We start from the raw sequence: 16,895 nt of genomic DNA, 5'->3' as shown, positions 1-16,895 counted from the left end.
CGCACGCGTCGGCCGGTGCCGCGGGCCGGTGCCGCGGGCGGGTGCGCGGGTCGGACGGGTGGGTGCGTCGGACGGGCCGCCCGGGCGTCCGGGTGTCTCGGACGCCCGGGCGGGCCGGGCGACTTCGGGACGGGCGGCTTCGGAGCGGCGGCTTCGGGTCGGCCCCGCCGGGGCGGGCCCGGGGCGGATCCGCCGCCCGACTGGGACGAGTCTGCTGGACCGTCCGGGCCGGGCGGCGCAGAACCGTCGGCCGTTCCCCCACCCGGCGGATCCGCCAGCTCATCCGATGATCCGCCCGCTACCGCCCCGCGCCCTTGGGCCGGGCCGCGATGCTGCACTGACCGTCCGCGCAGGAACGTTGCAGGCGCCCCCGGGAGAGCGCCTGCAGCAACCCGACCGTCCAGCACATCGGGCAGCCCCGCAGCGCGAACAGCCCGACCGGGACCAGCAGCAGCGCGGGCAGCCCCAGCGCCGGCAACAGGGCCGGTCCCGCCCCGATCGCCCCGAACCCGGCCGCGCCGCGCAGCAGGTGGCGCGGCAGGGTGGCGCTCGCGTGGTCGGCCCCACCGCCCGGCGACCACCACCTGCCCGCCGAACCGCCCCCGCCTCCCCGTCCCCCCTCGTCCGCCGGGCCGCTCCCGCCTTCCGGGCCGCCTGCGTCCGCCGGGCCGCTCCCGTCCGCCGGGCCGCTCCCGCTCACCGCACGCCGCCCGGGACGCCGCCGAGTTCGGCCCGGACGGCCGCCCGGGCCCGGTGCAGCCGGGACTTCATCGCGGCCGTGCTCAGCCCGAGCGCGTCGGCGACGGCCCGCCCGCCGAGGCCCTGCAGGTCGCGCATGATCAGCACCCGGCGCTGGTCGGCGGGGAGCGCGGCGATCGCGGCGGCGACCCGCTCGGTGTCGAGCCGCCGCAGCGCCTCCTGCTCCGCCGAGTCCGCCACCGCGCCCGTCCCGCCGGGCGGTTCGGCGACCGGCGGCCGCGCCGTCCGGATCCGGCGCAGGCACTCGTTGCGGACGATCCGGAACAGCCAGGACGCGAGCGCACCGCTGGCCCGCAGCATGCCGATCCGCCGGTACAGGACGATCAGCGCCTCCTGCGCGGCGTCCTCCGCGTCCTCCGGGCTGGCGCACAGCGAGTGCGCGAACCGGCGGACGTTCGGGTGCGCCCCGGCGACCAGTACGGCCAGCGAGTCCGGGTCGCCGCCGCGCGCCGCGCGGATCACCTCCTCGCCGGGCCAGCGGGTCTCAACCACGGCTCCCCCGCTTCCGCTTGAGCACCAGCACGCAGGTGCAGAGCAGCACCGCACCCGCACCGACCGCGACGACGACCATCATGTCCTTCTCCTCCGGGCTGTTCCGTGCCGCCCGGTGCCCGGTGCACCGTCCGGCGTGGTGCCCATGAGAGGCGCGGGCCGCCGAAAAGGATTCACCCTTCTTTCCGACGACCCGGCAGCCCGGCGGACGGCCGGTCTCAGGCCGCGCGCTCGGCCGCGCTCCGCTCCACGCAGAACTCGTTGCCCTCGATGTCCGCCAGCACCACCCAGCCCGTGCCGTCCGGACGCCGCTGGTCGGCCACCAGCACCGCGCCCAGGCCGACCAGCCGCTCGACCTCCTCGTCCCGGGTGCGCTCCTGCGGCTGCAGGTCGAAGTGGATCCGGTTCTTGCCCGCCTTCTCCTCCGGGACCGTCACGAACAGCAGCCCCGCGGCCTCGATCAGCGCCTGCGGGTCGCCGGGGAAGTCCTCCTCGTGCAGCGGCTGGCCGAGCACCTCGGACCAGAACGAGGCGAGGCGGTAGGGGTCGAGGCTGTCGATGGTCACGTGCCTGATCACAGAAGTCATGCGCCGGATTCTCGGCCCTCCCGGTAAGGACCGGCAACCGGGTTCCCTCCTGTCGCCGACCCCTCCCGCCCGGCGGGGCGCGGTGCTACGGTGCGGATCATGCCCGCGAGCACCTCCACCGACAAGGCCGAACTCGACCGACTGACCGGCGAGTTCTTCGGCGCCTTCGACAACCGGCACGGCGGCCCGGCCGACGTCGGGCGGCTCCGGCGGCTGATGCTGCCCGGCGGCGTGATCGTGGTGACCTCGCCCCGCTACGCCGCGTACGGCGTCGAGGAGTTCATCGCCCCGCGCGAACTCCTGCTCTCCGACGGCCGGTTGACCGACTTCCACGAGTGGGAGGTCGACGAGCGCACCGAGATCGCCGACGGCGTGGCCTGCCGGATCGGCACCTACCGCAAGTCCGGCCTGCTGAACGGCGAACCGTACGAGGGCACCGGCACCAAGACCTTCCAGTTCGCCCGCACCCCCGACGGCTGGCGGATCACCGCCTTCTCCTGGCACGACGAGCCGTAGCCGCCGCGCGGGCCCGCGCCGCCCCTTCGGCCCTGGCCGCTCAGGACCGCACCGCCCCCCCGGTCTCCGCCGGGCAGGCCGCCTCCACCGGGTTCGGCCGGGCGGCGGGGCGGGGGCGGACGAAGGTCGTGGCGAGGGTGACCAGGGCGAGCAGGGCCACGGCGGCGCCGTAGCCGGTCGCGGTGGCCAGCAGGCCGAAGTGCGGGGCGGCGAACCCGGCGGCCACCGCGGGGGCGCTGAAGGCCAGGTAGCTGAGGACGTACACGGCCGCGAACAGTTCGGCGCGCTCCGCGGGGGCGGCCAGCGGGGCGATGCCGGAGAGCACGCCGAGGAAGGTCGCGCCGAAGCCGAGCCCGGCCAGCGCGGTCATCGCGAAGAACAGCGGCGTGCTGCCGTGGTCGAGGGCCAGCAGGGTGCCGAGCACGCCGAGGGTCAGCGCGCTCCCGCCGAACCGGAGCGTGGTCCGGGCGGGGCGGCCGCGCAGCAGGAGCGAGCCGAGCGTCCCGGCCGCGGTCATGGTGCTGACCACCAGGCCGCCGACCAGGTGGTTGTGCAGGTGCAGGACCCCGGCGGCGAGCGAGGGGCCGAGCGAGAGGTAGAGGCCGCCGAGCGACCAGACCGCGACCAGGGCCGGGGCGCCGACCGCGAAGGCGCGGCGGGCCTGCCGCGGGACGCGGGCCCGCGGCACCAGGGAGGCCAGGGCGCCGGGGCGGCGTCCGGCGGTCTCGGGGACCAGCGCCAGGGCGGCGACGGCGAGCAGGAAGCCGGCGGCGAGCAGCGCGAAGACCAGGACCCGCGGGGCCGGGCCGTACTGCACCAGCAGGCCCGAGCCGAAGGCGCCGAGGGCCAGGCCGAGGGTGGAGGCCGCGCCGTTGACGAGGGCGCCGAGGCCCGGGGAGCGCTGCGGCTGCAGGTCGACCAGGGTGGCCGAGAGGGCGCCGGTCGCGGCGCCGGTCGCGAAGCCCTGGACGGCCCGCGCCAGCAGCAGCGGGCCGACCCCGTCCGCGCCGGTGAACAGCAGCATCGCCGCCGCCTCCAGCAGCAGCGAACCGTAGAGCAGCGGCTTGCGGCCCAGGAAGTCGGACAGGCTGCCGACGGTGGTCAGGGCGAGCAGCAGGAACAGCGCGTAGACGGCGAAGACCACCGTGAGGGTGCCGGAGGAGAAGCCCCAGGCGGCCTGGTAGACGACGTACAGCGGGGAGGGGGCGGCGGCGGCGAAGGTCAGCAGCAGCAGGGCCGCTGCGACCAGCCAGAAGGCCGGGGTGCGGGACAGCCCGCGGGAGTTCGGCATGGGCACCTCGGTGGCAGGCCGGTCGGTGACCGGAGGCGTGACCCCTTAAGTCGAAAGGGTTGGCTTTAACAGATACTAGGTGACCGCTCAGGGTTAAAGCGAATCACTTTGCCTTAACATGGGAGAGTGAACAGCCAGCCGCCGGAGCCGACCCCACCCCCCGGCCCGGAGCCGACCCCGGAGCCACTCCCGGAGCCGACCCCGGCCGAGCCGGTCCGCCGCACCGGCGGGCGCAGCGCGCGGGTGTGCGCCGCCGTGCACCGGGCCGTCACCGAACTGATCGCCGAGGGCGGCGCGGAGCAGCTCTCGATCCCGGTCGTCGCCGCCCGGGCGGGCGTCAACCCCACCTCCGTCTACCGGCGCTGGGGCGACCTCAACGGCCTGCTGGCCGACGTCACCGCCACCCGGCTGGCTCCGGAGGACCCCCCGCCGGACACCGGCGCCCTCCGCACCGACCTGCTCCAGTGGGCCGAACGCAGCCTGGCCTCCGTCGCCGCCCCGGAGAACCTGGCGCTGGTGCGCCACTCCGTCGGCCAGCTCGCCACCTGCCCCGGCCCCGGCTCGACCCCGCGGATGACCGCGCGCGAACAGCAACTGGCCACGATCCTGGCCCGGGCCGCGGAACGCGGCGAACCGGCCCCCACCCTCCGCCAGGGCGTCGACCACCTGCTGGCCCCGCTCTACTTCCGGATCATCCTCAACCTCGGCCCGGTCGAACCCGCCGACGTCCGCCGCCTCGTCGACGACCTCCTGCGCCACCACACCGACACCTGCCGCAGCCCCTGAACCGCACCACCTGAACCCCACCGCCGGAACCTTTCCCGCCCGCCGCCGGAACCCTCCCCCGCCGCCACGCATCTCCCTCTGCGACGGTACGGTCTGGGCGGAGGTGCGGCAGGTGAGCGGGTCGGCCGGGCGGGTGCTGGTGGTGGACGACGACGCGGCGATCCGGCGGAGTCTGGAGCGCGGGCTGCGGCTGAGCGGCTTCCGGGTCGCGGTCGCGGCGGACGGGGCGCAGGCGCTGGCGGCCCTCGCCGCGGAGCCGCCGGACGTGCTGGTGCTGGACGTCGGGATGCCGGGCCCCTCCGGGACGGAGGTGTGCCGGACGCTGCGGGCCCGGGCGGACGACACCCCGGTGCTGATGCTCTCCGCGCTGGACGAGCTCGCCGACCGGGTCGCCGGGTTGCAGGCGGGCGCGGACGACTACCTGGTGAAGCCGTTCGCCCTGGAGGAGCTGGTGCTGCGCCTGCACGCACTGCTGCGCCGCCGCCCGCCGCAGCCCGCGGACCTGCTCCGGGTCGGCCCGCTGCGGATCCACCCGGAGACCCGCCAGGTGTTCTGGGAGGACACCGAACTGCGGCTGACCAGGCGCGAGTTCGAGCTGCTGGCCCAACTCGCCCGGAACGCCGGCATCGTGCTCTCCCGGGAGGTGCTGCTGGACCGGGTGTGGGGCTACGACTTCGAGGTGCGCAGCGACGCCGTGGACACCTTCGTCTCGTACCTGCGGCGGAAGTTGGAGGCCGACGGCCGCCCCCGGACAGTGCACACGGTGCGCGGGGTGGGGTTCGTGCTGCGGGCGCCGGACGAGGGCGGGGCGGGCCGGTGAAGCTGTCGACCAGGATCGCGATCGGGGCGGCGGTGCTGGTGCCGCTGCTGGTGGCGGCGGCCGGGGCGCTGCTGCTGCCGCTGGTGAGCACGGACCTGCACCGCCGCCAGGACGCGCAGTTGGGCGCCCGGGCGGCCGCCGTCCTGCCGAACGCCAGGGGGCTGCTCGCGGCGGACAGCCGGGGCCGCTCGAAGGTGGAGCAGAACCAGCAGCGCAAGCTGATGGACGCGGCGCTGGACGCGGGCGTCCGGGTGACCGCCGCCGACGGCACGGTGCTGCTCTCGGCGGGTTCCCAGCCGGACGATCCGCTGCTGCTCCCGCAGGAGCCGGGCGGGAAGGCCGTGACGGTCCGTCAGAACGGCACTTCCTGGCGTGTGTTGACCGTGAAGGTGGACAGCGGGAGCGCGAGCGGGACGCTGTGGGTGCTGGCCCCGGCCGAGGAGCCCGCGGACGAACTGCGGGCGGTGCGGCGGCGGGTGCTGCTGGTGGCACTGGTCGCGGCTCCGCTCTCGGGGCTGGTCGCCTTCGCGCTCGCCGAGCGGGCCACCCGGCCGCTGCGCCGCCTGGGCCGCCGGGCCGCCGCCCTGGACCCGCGGACCGGCCACGCGGCGTTCGCGCACGCCCGGACGGGCACCGCCGAGGTGGACGAACTCTCCGGCGCGATCGCCCTGTTGCTGTCCCGGTACGACGAGCAGGCGGCCCGCACCGCGCAGGCCCTGGACACCGCACGGTCGTTCTCCTCTGCGGCCTCGCACGAGCTGCGCACCCCGCTGATGAGCCTGCGCACCAACCTGGACGTGCTGGCCGCGCACCCGGACCTGCCGGAGGACGAACGCGCCGAGGTGCTGGGCGAGTTGCAGCAGGACCACGCCCGGATGCTGGACCTGCTGAGCGCGCTGTCCGCGCTGGCCCGGGGCGACCTGGTGGAGGCCTCCGCGTTCGGCCCGGTCGACCTCGCCGAACTGGTCGACACCGCCGTCGCCGAGGCCGCCCGCCGCCACCCGGGCACCGTCTACCGCACCGAACTCCCGCCGGAGGCAAGGGTGTTCGGCTGGGACGCGGGCCTGCGCATCCTGCTCGCCAACCTGCTGGCCAACGCCGCCGTCCACGGCCGTCCCACCGCCCACCCGGCCGACCGCCCCGCCGAGGTGGACGTCCGCCTCCGCGTCGAGGGCGGCACCGCCCGCCTGACCGTGGACGACACCGGCCCCGGCGTCCCGCCCGCCGACCGCGCCGCCGTCTTCCACCGCTTCCACCGCCGCCCCGACAGCCCGGGCTCCGGCCTCGGCCTGACCCTGGTCGCCCAACAGGCCGCCCTGCACCGCGGATCGGCCCTGGTCGCCGACCGCCCCGACGCCCCGGGCTGCCGCCTGGAGGTCCGCCTCCCCCTCCTCCTCCCCGACGCCCCGACCGCCCTGCCGCCCTCCCCCCGCGACTGGCTGAGCAACCGCACGCCCGGCTGACGGGCCAGCACCGGGACGCGGGGCGTGCGCGGTCAACGGCCGCAGCGGTCCGTCGGCCCGGGGCCGGGGCTAGGCCGTTCGGCGAGGAGTTCGCCGCTGTCCGGGTCGTAGAGCTCGACGGTGCAGCGGTGGCCGCTCCGGTCGAAGGTCCCGATCAGTTCGGTGACCCCGGTGACCGCGATCTCACCCGTGAAGACCACCGGGTCCAGCGGGAGCACCGACAGCCGGGCGTAGCCGTGCTCGGCCTCGAACTCCGTCCAGGACTGCCTGCGCACGCGCCAGCCCTGCCCGAGGAGGACCTCCGCCACCTGCCGGGCGTCGGCCGCCGTCGGCACCGACCCGGCGATGTCGACGGTGACGGCCCGGTCGTCGAACGCGGGTCCGTCGCTCCAGCCGGACGAGAAGGTCATGGCCGCAGCGTAGGGCCGGAGCCACCGACGGCACAGCCGGTTTTCCCCGGACTCCCCCGCCACCGCGTTCCGCGCACGGGCCGACTACGCCTCCCCGCCTCCGGCCGGCAGACGGGCGGCCAGGACGGGCAGTTCGGCGAGCAGGTCCTCCGACGGCCCGCCGCCGAACTCGCGCCGGTCCTCCGCGCGGTGCAGCCGGTCGCGGAACGGTCGCAGCGGGGAGTCGTGGTCGTCGACGGGGCACAGCTCGTACCCGAGCCGCTCGGCCGCCGTCAGCGGGTCGAGGCGGCCGTCGAGCAGGTCCTGGGCGCAGAAGCGGGCCAGGGCCAGGTCGCGGCCCGCGGGGGTGGTGGGCAGCCGCAGCTCCCGCCAGAGCTCCTGCTCCAGCTCGTTCAGCAGGCGGCGGGCCTCCGGGGCGTCCCACCCGGGCAGCGTGCCGAGCTCCCACAGGCCCGGGGCGTCCGCCCCGCCCGCCAGCGCCGCCCGGGCGGCCTCCACCGCCGCGGCGACCGTCTCCGGGCGGCCGTCGGTCCCGCGTTCCAGCAGCACCCGGCGCAGCGGCTCCAGGGCTTCGTCCGGTTCCGTCGCGCCAGCGTAGCCGCCCGCTCCGCCCCGGGGCGACGCGTTTCGGTGGGCCGCGGCCGCCGTTCCACAGGGTTTCCACAAGAAGGCTCCCTACTGTCGGAGCGGGCCGGGGGAACCGGCCGGGATTCGGAGTGGACGGAAGGGGATACCCATGCGCATCAACCGGGCGGCGGCCGCGGTCGGGGTGCTCGCGTTGGCGGGCGCGTTCCTGGCTGCGGGGCCCGCGCAGGCGGCGGGCGGGACGGCGCCGAAGGGGGACGGGGCGAAGGCGGTCTGCAAGCGGCTGCCGAAGACCCAGGAGCGGATCGACAAGGCGCTGGAGCGGCTGAACGGCGACGCGACCGTCAGCGGATCGGTGGCGCGGCTGCAGCAGCGGGTGGACGACGCCCACAAGGCGGGGCACGCCGAGATCGAGAAGTACCTGAACGACCGGCTGACCTTCCGCCGCAGCCTGCTGCCGACGCTGCAGACCCGCAAGGCGGACCTGGCGGCGGTGGCCGACTGGTGTGCCAAGAACGCCCCGGCGGCCGGGAAGTGACCCGTCGGCCCGCCGCCGCGCGCGCGGCCGTGGCGGCCCTGGCGCTGGCCTGCGCCGCCCTGCTGACGGCCTGCGGCCCGACCTCCGGCAAGTCCGGCTCCGGGGGCGGCGCGGACGACGCGCAGGTCCAGCAGATGCAGCAGAAGGTGGACGCCGCGGACAGCGCCGCCGCCCAGGCCGATACCGACGCCGGCCAGGACAACTGACAGGACACCTGACAGCACGACCGACGGGGCGGCCGAAGCAGCCCCCGGACCCCGACGGCCCGCGCCCTCCCCGGAGCGCGGGCCGTCGGCCTGTCCGCATGCCGGGACGCGGGGGTCCACGATGCGACCCTCGGCGTGGCGGAACTTGACGGGTCGCCGCCGGGTCGTGAACCATCGGCGGCATGAACTCCGGCACCTTCCTGGTCTGCCGCCTGCACGTCGATCTGCGACGCCAGGCGAGCGACATGTGTGCCTGCTGTTGACGCCCTCCGCGTGAAATCCCGCGTGCGCCCCGTGAGTTGACCGGGGCCGCCCGCACCCCGCCCGCCCCGTCGCACCCCCCTTCTTTCACTCTGCCGTCCGCGCGCCGCCCGCCCGGTCCGGACCCTTCCGGGTCCGCCTCCCCGGCGGCGGCCGCCGCCCCGGCGCACCCCGGAGGACCCCATGAGCATCGACCTCGCCGCCACCCCCGCCACCGAGGCCCCCGCCCCGCCCGCGCGCCAGCCGCTCTCCCCGAACGCGCTGCGCCGGATCGTCCGCGACCTGGCCGAACGGCCCGAGCGCTGGCTGCACCGGGTGCGGCTGTCCGCGGAGGACCGCTGGTACGAGCGCCTGGAGCTGGCCGAGGACTACGAGGTGTGGCTGATCAGCTGGCTGCCGGGGCAGTCCACCGGCTTCCACGACCACGGCGGCTCGCGCGGCGCGTTCACGGTGGCGCTGGGCGAGTTGGAGGAGCTGGCGCTGGCCGGTCCGGAGCACGGGCTGACGGTGCGCCGCCTGTCGGCGGGCAGCGAGCGGGCGTTCGGCCCGCAGTACCTGCACGACGTCCGCAACACCGCGCCGGGCCCGGCGGTGACGCTGCACGCGTACTCGCCGCCGCTGAGCGAGATGTCGCACTACGACCTGCGGGCCGGCGGCCTGGTGAAGACCTCGACGGAAGGACCGGAGCAGTGGTGACCACGGTGGACCAGTTGGTGGCGCGGGCCCGGGCGGGCCTGGACCGGCCGGACCCGGCCCGGGCCTGGACCGAACTCGCCGACGGGGCACGGCTGGTGGACATCCGTCCGGCGGCGCAGCGGGCCCGCGAGGGGGAGATCCCGGACGCGCTGGTGATCGAGCGCAACGTGCTGGAGTGGCGCCTGGACCCGACCGGCAGCCACCGGATCCCGGAGGCGGTGGACCACGACGTGCGCTGGATCGTGGTCTGCTCGGAGGGGTACGCGTCCTCGCTGGCCGCAGCCTCGCTGCAGGAGTTGGGGTTGCACCGGGCCACGGACCTGGACGGCGGTTTCGTCGCCTGGGCGGCGGCCGGGCTGCCGACCCGTCAGGTTGATCAAGGTTTGCGGTGAGAGCGGCACGGGAAGCCGGACAAGCGACGCCCCACGACCACCCGCACCACCCGCACCACCCGCACCACTGACCGACGAACCACCCGACGACCATCCACCGACCACCCGACGACCACCCGACGGCCGACCCTCCGAGGACCCTTCCGTGATCAGATTCGAGGGCGCCGCCAAGCGCCACCCCGACGGCACGGTCGCCGTCCGCGGCCTGGACCTGGAGGTCCCGGCGGGCCGGACCACCGTGCTGGTGGGGCCGTCGGGCTGCGGCAAGACCACCATCCTGCGGATGGTCAACCGGATGGTGGAGCCGACCGCCGGGCGAGTGCTGCTGGACGGGACGGACGTGGCCGCGCTGCCCGCGGCCGAGCTGCGGCGCGGCATCGGGTACGTGATCCAGCAGGCGGGGCTGTTCCCGCACCGGCGGGTGATCGACAACGTGGCGACCGTGCCCCGGCTGCTCGGCTGGGACCGCAAGCGGGCCCGGGCCCGGGCCGCCGAACTGCTGGAGCTGGTCGGCCTGCCGCCGGAGACCGCCCGCCGCTACCCGGCCCAGCTCTCCGGGGGCCAGCAGCAACGGGTGGGCGTGGCACGGGCGTTGGCCGCCGATCCGCCGGTGCTGCTGATGGACGAGCCGTTCAGCGCGGTCGACCCGCTGGTGCGCGCCGGGCTGCAGGAGGAACTGCTGCGGCTGCAGGGTGAGTTGGGCAAGACGGTGCTGTTCGTGACGCACGACATCGAGGAGGCGGTCCGGCTCGGCGACCGGGTGGTGGTGCTCCGCGAGCACGGAGAGATCGCCCAACTCGCCGACCCGCACACCCTGTTGACCGCTCCGGCGGACGCGGGCGTGGCCGCCTTCCTGGGCCGCGACCGCGGCCTGCGCGGCCTGGGCCTGCGCCCGGCCGGCTCCGTCCCGCTCACCGATCTCGACCTCGACCTCCGAATACCGTACGAGGGCTGGGAGTTGGTGCTCGACCCGGGCGGCCGCCCGGAGCACTGGGTGCGCGGCACCGAGCGCCACCCGGTCCCGGTGTTCACCCCCTCGCGGGACTCGCTGCGCGCCGCGCTGGACGCCGCGCTGCTGGCCCCGTCCGGCCACGCCGTCGCGGTGGACGCCGAGGGCCGGGCAGTCGGCACCGCGAGCCGCGCCGCCGTGGTCGAGGCCCTGGCCGCCGCGCCCGGCACCGGCGCCGGCACCCCGACGCCCGGGCAGGTGCCGCATGCTGGACGGTGAGCCGCTGGTCCGCTGGCACTGGCTGGGCGACCACCTCGGCTACCTGGCCGACCTGACGGCCGACCACGCGGTGATCGCGCTCGTCCCGGTGCTGCTGGCGCTGCTGCTCGCGGTGCCGCTTGGCCTGGCCTGTGCGCGCTTCCCCCGCCTCTACCAGCCGCTCGCGGCGGTGTTCAACGTGGTGTACGCGCTGCCCTCGCTGGCGGTGTTCGTGGTGCTGATCCCGTACACGGGGCTGGCCACCCGCCAGACGGTGATGGTGCCGCTGACCTGCTACGCGCTGGCGGTGCTGCTGCCGACCGCGGTGGACGGGCTGCGGGCGGTGCCGGAGCCGGTACGACAGGCGGCCACCGCGATGGGCTACGGGCCGTGGCGGCGACTGGCGGCGGTCGAACTCCCGGCGTCCGTGCCGTACCTGATCGGGGGGCTGCGGGTGGCCGCGGTGTCCTCGATCTCGCTGGCGGCGGTGGGGGCGCTGGTCGGCCGGGGCGGTCTGGGCTACCTGTTCGTGGACGGTTTCCAGCGGACGTTCCCGACCCCGATCCTGGCCGGGATCGTGCTGGTGGCGCTGCTGGCGCTGGCCACCGACCTGCTGCTGGTGGCGGCCCGCCGGGTGCTGGCACCGTGGGAGCGGGGGGTGGCGCGGTGAACTGGCTGGGCTGGCTGCACGACTTCTTCGCCGATCCGGCGCACCGTTCCGGCCCGGACTCGATCGTCCACCGGCTGCTGGAGCACCTGGCGTTCTCCGCCGAGGCGCTGGGCCTGTCCGCGCTGGTGGCGCTGCCGCTGGGGCTGCTGATCGGCTACTCGGGGCGCGGCCTGTTCCTGGTGACGGCGGTGGCGGGCGTCGCGCGCGCCCTGCCGACGCTGGGCCTGGTGACGCTGGCGGTGCTGCTGGCGGGCGTCGGCGACACGGCGGTGCTGCTGCCACTGACGGCGCTGGCCGCGCCGCCGATGCTGGTGGCGGCGGCCGAGGGGGTGCGCGGCACCGATCCGGACGTCCGGGACGCGGCACGCGGCATCGGCCTGACGCACCCGCAGACGCTGCTGCGGGTGTGCGTCCCGGCGGCCGCGCCGACCCTGCTGGCGGGGGTCCGGACGGCGTCGGTGCAGGTGATCGCGACCGCGACGGTGGCCGCGTACGTCGGCCTCGGCGGCCTGGGCCGGTACGTGATCGACGGGCTGGCCACCCGCAACTACCCGACCACGGTCGGCGGCGCCCTGCTGGTGGTGCTGCTGGCGGTGGGCGTCCAACTGCTGTTCGCCCTGCTCATCCGGCTCGCCGCGCCGCCCGGCGCGCGCTCCGGCCCCCGTGCCCGCGTCCGCCGCACCGGCGGTGCCGCGGACGTCCCCTCACCCGATCCCGCAAGCTCACCCGCACTCGTGAAGGAAGCCCCATGACGCCCCGTCCGGTCCGTACCGCCCTCGCCGTCGCCCTGCTGGTGGCGGGCGCGGCGGCCTGCTCCTCCTCCGGCGGCGGCGACCCGCTGGCCGCGAAGTCGCCCGCCCCGGCGCCGTCGACGTCCGCCTCGGCGGGCGGCGCGTCCGGGAAGACCGTGGTGGTCGGCTCGGCGAACTTCCCGGAGAACGTGCTGCTGGCCTCGATCTACTCGCAGGCCCTGCAGGCCAAGGGCGTGAAGGTGGAGGAGAAGTTCAACATCGGCAGCCGCGAGGTGCTGTACGGGCAGTTGCAGTCGGGTGCGCTGACGGTGCTGCCGGAGTACAACGGCGCGCTGCTGGGCTACCTGGACGCGAAGTCCACCGCGACCGGCAAGGACGCGGTGAACACCGAGCTGAAGGCGAAGCTCCCGGCGGGGCTGGCGATCCTGGACTCGGCGGCCGCGGAGGACAAGGACTCGCTGACGCTCACCCAGGAGACCGCCGACAAGCTGGGCGTGAAGTCGATAGCCGACCTGGCGGGCAAGGCCCAGGACCTGGTGATCGGCGGCCCGCCGGAGTTCAAGACCCGGCGCGAGCAGCAGTTCAAGGACGTCTACGGGCTGACCTTCAAGGAGTGGAAGCCGACCGGCGACACCACCGCCAACGCGCTGAAGGACGGCGGGATCCAGGTCGGCAACGTGTTCACCACCGACCCGAAGATCGTCCAGCTGAAGCTGGTGTCGCTGGACGACCCGAAGAACGTGTTCAGCTCGCAGAACGTCACCCCGCTGGTGAACACCGCGGGCCTGGACGCCGCCGGGACGGCCGCGCTGAACGCGGTCTCGGCGAAGCTGGACACGGCCGGGCTGACCGCGCTGATGAAGCGGGTCGCGGTGGACAAGGAGGACCCGTCGGCGGTCGCCAAGAGCTGGCTGAAGAGTGCCGGTCTGAGCTGATCCGCACCCGCCGCGCGCCGTCCGTCGGCCCCGCCCCGAGCAGCTCGGGGGCGGGGCCGACGGCACGTCAAGGGCCTTGTCGCCAAGGGTTGGTAAAGCTCCGGAGCAGCCCTTCCGGGGAACTGGAAAGAGTCTTGACAGATGTAGTGGTCCAGACCAACCATGAGTCCGCTGTACTTCCCGACCGGAACGCATCGTGGGGGTGTGACCACCGGCCGGGGCGAGTTGTCCTGCCCCGCACCACCCCGGCACTCCCTGTACCAGGCCGACCCCTGCCCCGTGCCCGACCACCGGCACGCGGGCCACCCTTCCATGCCTGATGGAGACTCGATGCGCCTTCACCGACCACTCCAAGCGCTGCTCGCCACGGGCGCGATGGCGGCCGCCTCGCTGGGGCTGATCTCCGCCCCCGCGCAGGCCGCCACCCCGCTGCCGCAGCACGTGTTCGCCCCGTACTTCGAGGCCTGGACCGGCGAGAGCCCGGCCACCCTGGCCGCCCAGTCCGGCGCCAAGCACCTCACCATGGCGTTCCTGCAGGCCGCCACCAAGGGTTCCTGCACCGCGCTGTGGAACGGCGACACCGCGATGCCGGTGTCCAGCTCCGTCTTCGGCGCCGACATCAACACCATCCGCGCCAACGGCGGTGACGTGATCCCGTCCTTCGGCGGCTACACCGCGGACAACACGGGCACCGAGATCGCCGACTCCTGCACGGACGTCAACCAGATCGCCGCCCAGTTCGAGAACGTCATCACCACGTACGACATCTCCCGGATCGACCTGGACATCGAGGACAACTCGCTGACCAACACGGCCGGCATCGACCGCCGCAACAAGGCGATCAAGATCGTCGAGGACTGGGCCGCCGCCAACGGCCGCAGCATCCAGTTCGGCTACACCCTGCCGACCACCACCAGCGGCCTGGCCTCGAGCGGCCTGGCGGTGCTGAAGAACGCGGTCACCAACAATGCGCGGATCGACGTCGTCAACATGATGACGTTCGACTACTACGACAACCAGTCGCACGACATGGCCGCGGACACCCAGACCTCCGCGCAGGGCCTGTACAACCAGCTGGCGAAGCTGTACCCGACGAAGACCGCGGCCCAGCTCTGGGGCATGATCGGCATCACCGAGATGGTCGGCATCGACGACTTCGGCGCCGCCGAGACCTTCACCCTCGCCAACGCCACCACGGTCTACAACTGGGCCGTCTCCAAGGGCATCAACACGCTGTCCTTCTGGGCGCTGCAGCGCGACAACGGCAACTGCGCGGGCACCGGCGCCCGGGACGACTGCTCCGGCATCGCGCAGGGCACCTGGGACTTCAGCCGCATCTTCTCGAAGTTCACCAGTTCCTCGGTCCCGGCCAACGACTTCTCGGTGTCGCTGAGCCCGGCCTCCGGCTCGGTCGCGGCCGGCGCCGCCACCTCCGCGACGGTCAACACGGCGGTCACCTCCGGCTCGGCGCAGAGCGTCAACCTGTCGGTGACCGGCGCCCCGGCGGGCGTCACCGCCGCGCTGAGCGCCTCGACCGTCACCGCGGGCGGCTCGGCCACCCTGAACGTGTCCACCACCTCGGGCGTCGCCAACGGCAGCTACCCGCTGACCGTGACCGGCACCGGCGCGAGCGGCACCCACTCGGCGACGTACACCCTGACCGTCACCGGCGGCACCACCGCCTCCGACTTCTCCCTCTCCCTGTCGCCCGCCGCGGGGTCCGTCCAGGCCGGTTCCGCCGCCTCCAGCACCGTGAACACCGCGGTCACCTCCGGCACCGCCGCGACCGTCAACCTGACCGTCTCCGGCGCCCCGGCGGGCGTCACCGCCGCGCTGAGCGCCTCCAGCGTCACCGCGGGCGGCTCCGCCACCCTGAACGTGTCCACCACCGCCGCGGCGGCCCCGGGCACCTACACCCTGACCGTCACCGGCACCGGCGCGGGCAGGACCCACACCGCCACCTACGCGCTGACCGTCACCGGCACCACCCCGCCCACCGGCCTGGGCAACGGCGACCTGGAGAGCGGCAACCTCGCCCCGTGGACCTGCCAGAGCGGCGGCGCGGTCGTCACCTCCCCGGTGCACGGCGGCTCCAAGGCCCTGAAGGCCGTCCCGACCGCGAGCACCACCGGCCAGTGCGAGCAGACCGTCACCCTGGCCCCGAACCACGCGTACACCCTGACCGCCTGGGTCCAGGGCCCGTACTCGTACGTCGGCGTCAGCGGCGGCGCCACCGCCTCCTCCTGGGCGAACGGCTCCTCCTGGACGAAGCTGACCGTCCCGTTCACCACCGGCGCCAACGGCACCGTCACGGTGTACCTGCACGGCTGGTACGGCCAGGGCGCGGTCTACGGCGACGACTTCTCGATCGCCTGACCCCGGCTCGACCCGCAGGGGGCCGCACGGCTCCCGGACCGGGCCCGGACGGTGGCTCCCCGCCACCGCCCGGGCCCGCCCCGTTCGGGTCCTTCTCGTCCGGGTCCGCCACCGCCCGGGCCCGCCCCGTCCGGGTCCGTCCCGTTCGGACCGGTGTTCTACCGGTGCTCTAGGATCAGCGACCATGACCAACGGGTGGGGAACGAACGGGGGCGGGCCGATGCCGCCCCAACAGCCTTCTCCGGCAGGGCAGGTGCAGTTCGACGAACCGGACTGGGCCGCCCTCGCCGACCAGCACCAGCGGGAGCGGTCCCGGCGCAAGCGGATGAAGGCCGCGGGCGGCGTGCTGGCCGCCGTCGTCGCGGTCGGCGGGATCACCGCGGTCGCGGCCGCCACCTCCTCGCCCGGTGAGCCGAAGGCCGACCCGACGGTCGTGGTCGAGGCCACCTCGGCCGCCTCGCAGCAGCCCGACACCGGCGGCGACCCGTCCCCGAGCGCGCTGCCCTCCGACTCCTCCTCCCCCTCGGCCTCCCCCTCGGCGTCCGCGTCCGGCCCGGCCTCGCCCTCCCCCTCGCGCGGCGCGAGCAAGGGCCCGGGCAAGGCGCCCTCCTCCGCCCCCGTCTCCCCGGCCGGGCCGCCCGACCCGCTGACGGTGATCTCCTCGGCGGCCACCGACACCGCCCCGCTCACCCCCGCCGGGGTGCTGCCCGCCGCGACGCTGCAGGTCAACGGCAAGACCTGGACCAGGCTGGCCGACGCCCAGACCGCCACCTGCTACCAGGCCACCACCGGCGGCCTCGGCAACGTGCTGGCGGCCCAGGGCTGCCGCTCGCTGATCCGGGTGACGTACACCTCGGGCAACAGCGCCGTCACCGTCGGCATCGCGGTGCTGGACAGCAAGGCCCAGGCGGACGCGGTGATCGCGGCCTTCACCGGCCAGGTGCAGGGCCTGGTGCCCGGCGGGCACACCTCGTACTGCACCAGCGCCAGCTGCCAGAGCACCCACGCCTCGATCGGCCGGTACGTCTACCTGACCGTCTCCGGCACCGTGAACCCGGGCGGCACCGCGGCGGACGCCACCGCCACCGCGGCCGGCCCGTCCTTCGCGGCCACCGCCCGGGACCAGCTGCTGGCCCGCGGCAGGCGCTGAGCG

At 75.2% G+C, this 16,895-nt stretch carries 20 protein-coding genes; 14 read left to right on the top strand and 6 right to left on the bottom strand.

Going from position 1 to position 16,895, the window contains the following annotated elements:
• Window positions 1-298 precede the first annotated feature (298 nt).
• From ACFY00_RS03975 to ACFY00_RS03965, 3 genes are all read right to left on the bottom strand, one after another.
• On the bottom strand, window positions 299-478 hold the full coding sequence (locus tag ACFY00_RS03975) for a hypothetical protein (RefSeq protein WP_388026889.1): 180 nt from the start codon (window positions 476-478) through the stop codon (window positions 299-301).
• A gap of 218 nt (window positions 479-696) precedes the next feature.
• Window positions 697-1,251, bottom strand: coding sequence for an RNA polymerase sigma factor (locus ACFY00_RS03970; protein ID WP_388026887.1), 555 nt, complete (start codon window positions 1,249-1,251; stop codon window positions 697-699).
• Window positions 1,252-1,469: 218 nt separating this feature from the next.
• The gene (locus ACFY00_RS03965; RefSeq protein WP_388026885.1) at window positions 1,470-1,838 is read right to left on the bottom strand and encodes a VOC family protein; all 369 of its coding nucleotides are present in this window, start codon (window positions 1,836-1,838) and stop codon (window positions 1,470-1,472) included.
• Between the two features lie 99 nt (window positions 1,839-1,937).
• On the opposite strand from ACFY00_RS03965, the gene ACFY00_RS03960 reads away from it, so the two are divergent.
• Window positions 1,938-2,354, top strand: coding sequence for a DUF4440 domain-containing protein (locus tag ACFY00_RS03960; RefSeq protein ID WP_388026883.1), 417 nt, complete (start codon window positions 1,938-1,940; stop codon window positions 2,352-2,354).
• Window positions 2,355-2,394: 40 nt separating this feature from the next.
• Here the strand turns inward: ACFY00_RS03960 and ACFY00_RS03955 are convergent, their stop codons facing one another.
• A complete protein-coding gene (locus ACFY00_RS03955) occupies window positions 2,395-3,645 on the bottom strand; it encodes an MFS transporter (protein WP_388026880.1) in 1,251 nt (416 codons plus the stop codon).
• A gap of 126 nt (window positions 3,646-3,771) precedes the next feature.
• On the opposite strand from ACFY00_RS03955, the gene ACFY00_RS03950 reads away from it, so the two are divergent.
• From ACFY00_RS03950 to ACFY00_RS03940, 3 genes are all read left to right on the top strand, one after another.
• On the top strand, window positions 3,772-4,431 hold the full coding sequence (locus ACFY00_RS03950; protein ID WP_388026878.1) for a TetR/AcrR family transcriptional regulator: 660 nt from the start codon (window positions 3,772-3,774) through the stop codon (window positions 4,429-4,431).
• Window positions 4,432-4,534: 103 nt separating this feature from the next.
• Complete coding sequence (locus tag ACFY00_RS03945; RefSeq protein WP_388026876.1) at window positions 4,535-5,251, top strand: response regulator transcription factor; 717 nt, start codon at window positions 4,535-4,537, stop codon at window positions 5,249-5,251.
• Window positions 5,248-6,714, top strand: a complete 1,467-nt coding sequence (locus ACFY00_RS03940) for a sensor histidine kinase (protein ID WP_388026875.1) — start codon at window positions 5,248-5,250, stop codon at window positions 6,712-6,714. The genes ACFY00_RS03945 and ACFY00_RS03940 overlap by 4 nt, the downstream gene beginning before the upstream one ends.
• Before the next feature lie 32 nt (window positions 6,715-6,746).
• On the opposite strand, the gene ACFY00_RS03935 is transcribed toward ACFY00_RS03940, so the two are convergent.
• Window positions 6,747-7,124: a hypothetical protein gene (locus tag ACFY00_RS03935; protein WP_388026873.1), complete on the bottom strand. Its 378-nt coding sequence runs from the start codon at window positions 7,122-7,124 to the stop codon at window positions 6,747-6,749.
• Between the two features lie 84 nt (window positions 7,125-7,208).
• The gene (locus tag ACFY00_RS03930) at window positions 7,209-7,673 is read right to left on the bottom strand and encodes a hypothetical protein (RefSeq protein ID WP_388026872.1); all 465 of its coding nucleotides are present in this window, start codon (window positions 7,671-7,673) and stop codon (window positions 7,209-7,211) included.
• A gap of 187 nt (window positions 7,674-7,860) precedes the next feature.
• Here ACFY00_RS03930 and ACFY00_RS03925 point away from each other — a divergent pair, with 187 nt between their 5' ends.
• From ACFY00_RS03925 to ACFY00_RS03880, 10 genes are all read left to right on the top strand, one after another.
• Window positions 7,861-8,247 (top strand): hypothetical protein, encoded by a 387-nt coding sequence (locus tag ACFY00_RS03925; RefSeq protein ID WP_388026871.1) that lies wholly within the window; start codon window positions 7,861-7,863, stop codon window positions 8,245-8,247.
• Window positions 8,244-8,453, top strand: coding sequence for a hypothetical protein (locus ACFY00_RS03920; protein ID WP_388026868.1), 210 nt, complete (start codon window positions 8,244-8,246; stop codon window positions 8,451-8,453). Before ACFY00_RS03925 ends, ACFY00_RS03920 begins: the two co-directional genes overlap by 4 nt.
• A gap of 444 nt (window positions 8,454-8,897) precedes the next feature.
• A complete protein-coding gene (locus tag ACFY00_RS03915; protein ID WP_388026866.1) occupies window positions 8,898-9,410 on the top strand; it encodes a cysteine dioxygenase in 513 nt (170 codons plus the stop codon).
• Window positions 9,404-9,802: a rhodanese-like domain-containing protein gene (locus ACFY00_RS03910; RefSeq protein ID WP_388026863.1), complete on the top strand. Its 399-nt coding sequence runs from the start codon at window positions 9,404-9,406 to the stop codon at window positions 9,800-9,802. Before ACFY00_RS03915 ends, ACFY00_RS03910 begins: the two co-directional genes overlap by 7 nt.
• A 145-nt stretch (window positions 9,803-9,947) precedes the next feature.
• Complete coding sequence (locus ACFY00_RS03905) at window positions 9,948-11,030, top strand: ABC transporter ATP-binding protein (RefSeq protein ID WP_388026862.1); 1,083 nt, start codon at window positions 9,948-9,950, stop codon at window positions 11,028-11,030.
• Entirely contained in the window at window positions 11,017-11,679 is a 663-nt protein-coding gene (locus ACFY00_RS03900; RefSeq protein ID WP_388026859.1) for an ABC transporter permease, read from the top strand. Before ACFY00_RS03905 ends, ACFY00_RS03900 begins: the two co-directional genes overlap by 14 nt.
• A complete protein-coding gene (locus ACFY00_RS03895) occupies window positions 11,655-12,431 on the top strand; it encodes an ABC transporter permease (protein ID WP_388026856.1) in 777 nt (258 codons plus the stop codon). Before ACFY00_RS03900 ends, ACFY00_RS03895 begins: the two co-directional genes overlap by 25 nt.
• Entirely contained in the window at window positions 12,428-13,366 is a 939-nt protein-coding gene (locus ACFY00_RS03890; protein ID WP_388026854.1) for an ABC transporter substrate-binding protein, read from the top strand. Before ACFY00_RS03895 ends, ACFY00_RS03890 begins: the two co-directional genes overlap by 4 nt.
• 330 nt (window positions 13,367-13,696) lie before the next feature.
• A complete protein-coding gene (locus ACFY00_RS03885) occupies window positions 13,697-15,742 on the top strand; it encodes a glycosyl hydrolase family 18 protein (RefSeq protein WP_388026852.1) in 2,046 nt (681 codons plus the stop codon).
• Window positions 15,743-15,995: 253 nt separating this feature from the next.
• Window positions 15,996-16,892, top strand: a complete 897-nt coding sequence (locus tag ACFY00_RS03880; RefSeq protein ID WP_388026849.1) for a hypothetical protein — start codon at window positions 15,996-15,998, stop codon at window positions 16,890-16,892.
• Window positions 16,893-16,895: the final 3 nt, after the last annotated feature.

Source organism: Kitasatospora sp. NPDC001540, assembly GCF_042894345.1.
Lineage (GTDB): Bacteria > Actinomycetota > Actinomycetes > Streptomycetales > Streptomycetaceae > Kitasatospora > Kitasatospora phosalacinea_C.
This window is presented reverse-complemented; position numbering and strand designations above follow the sequence as displayed.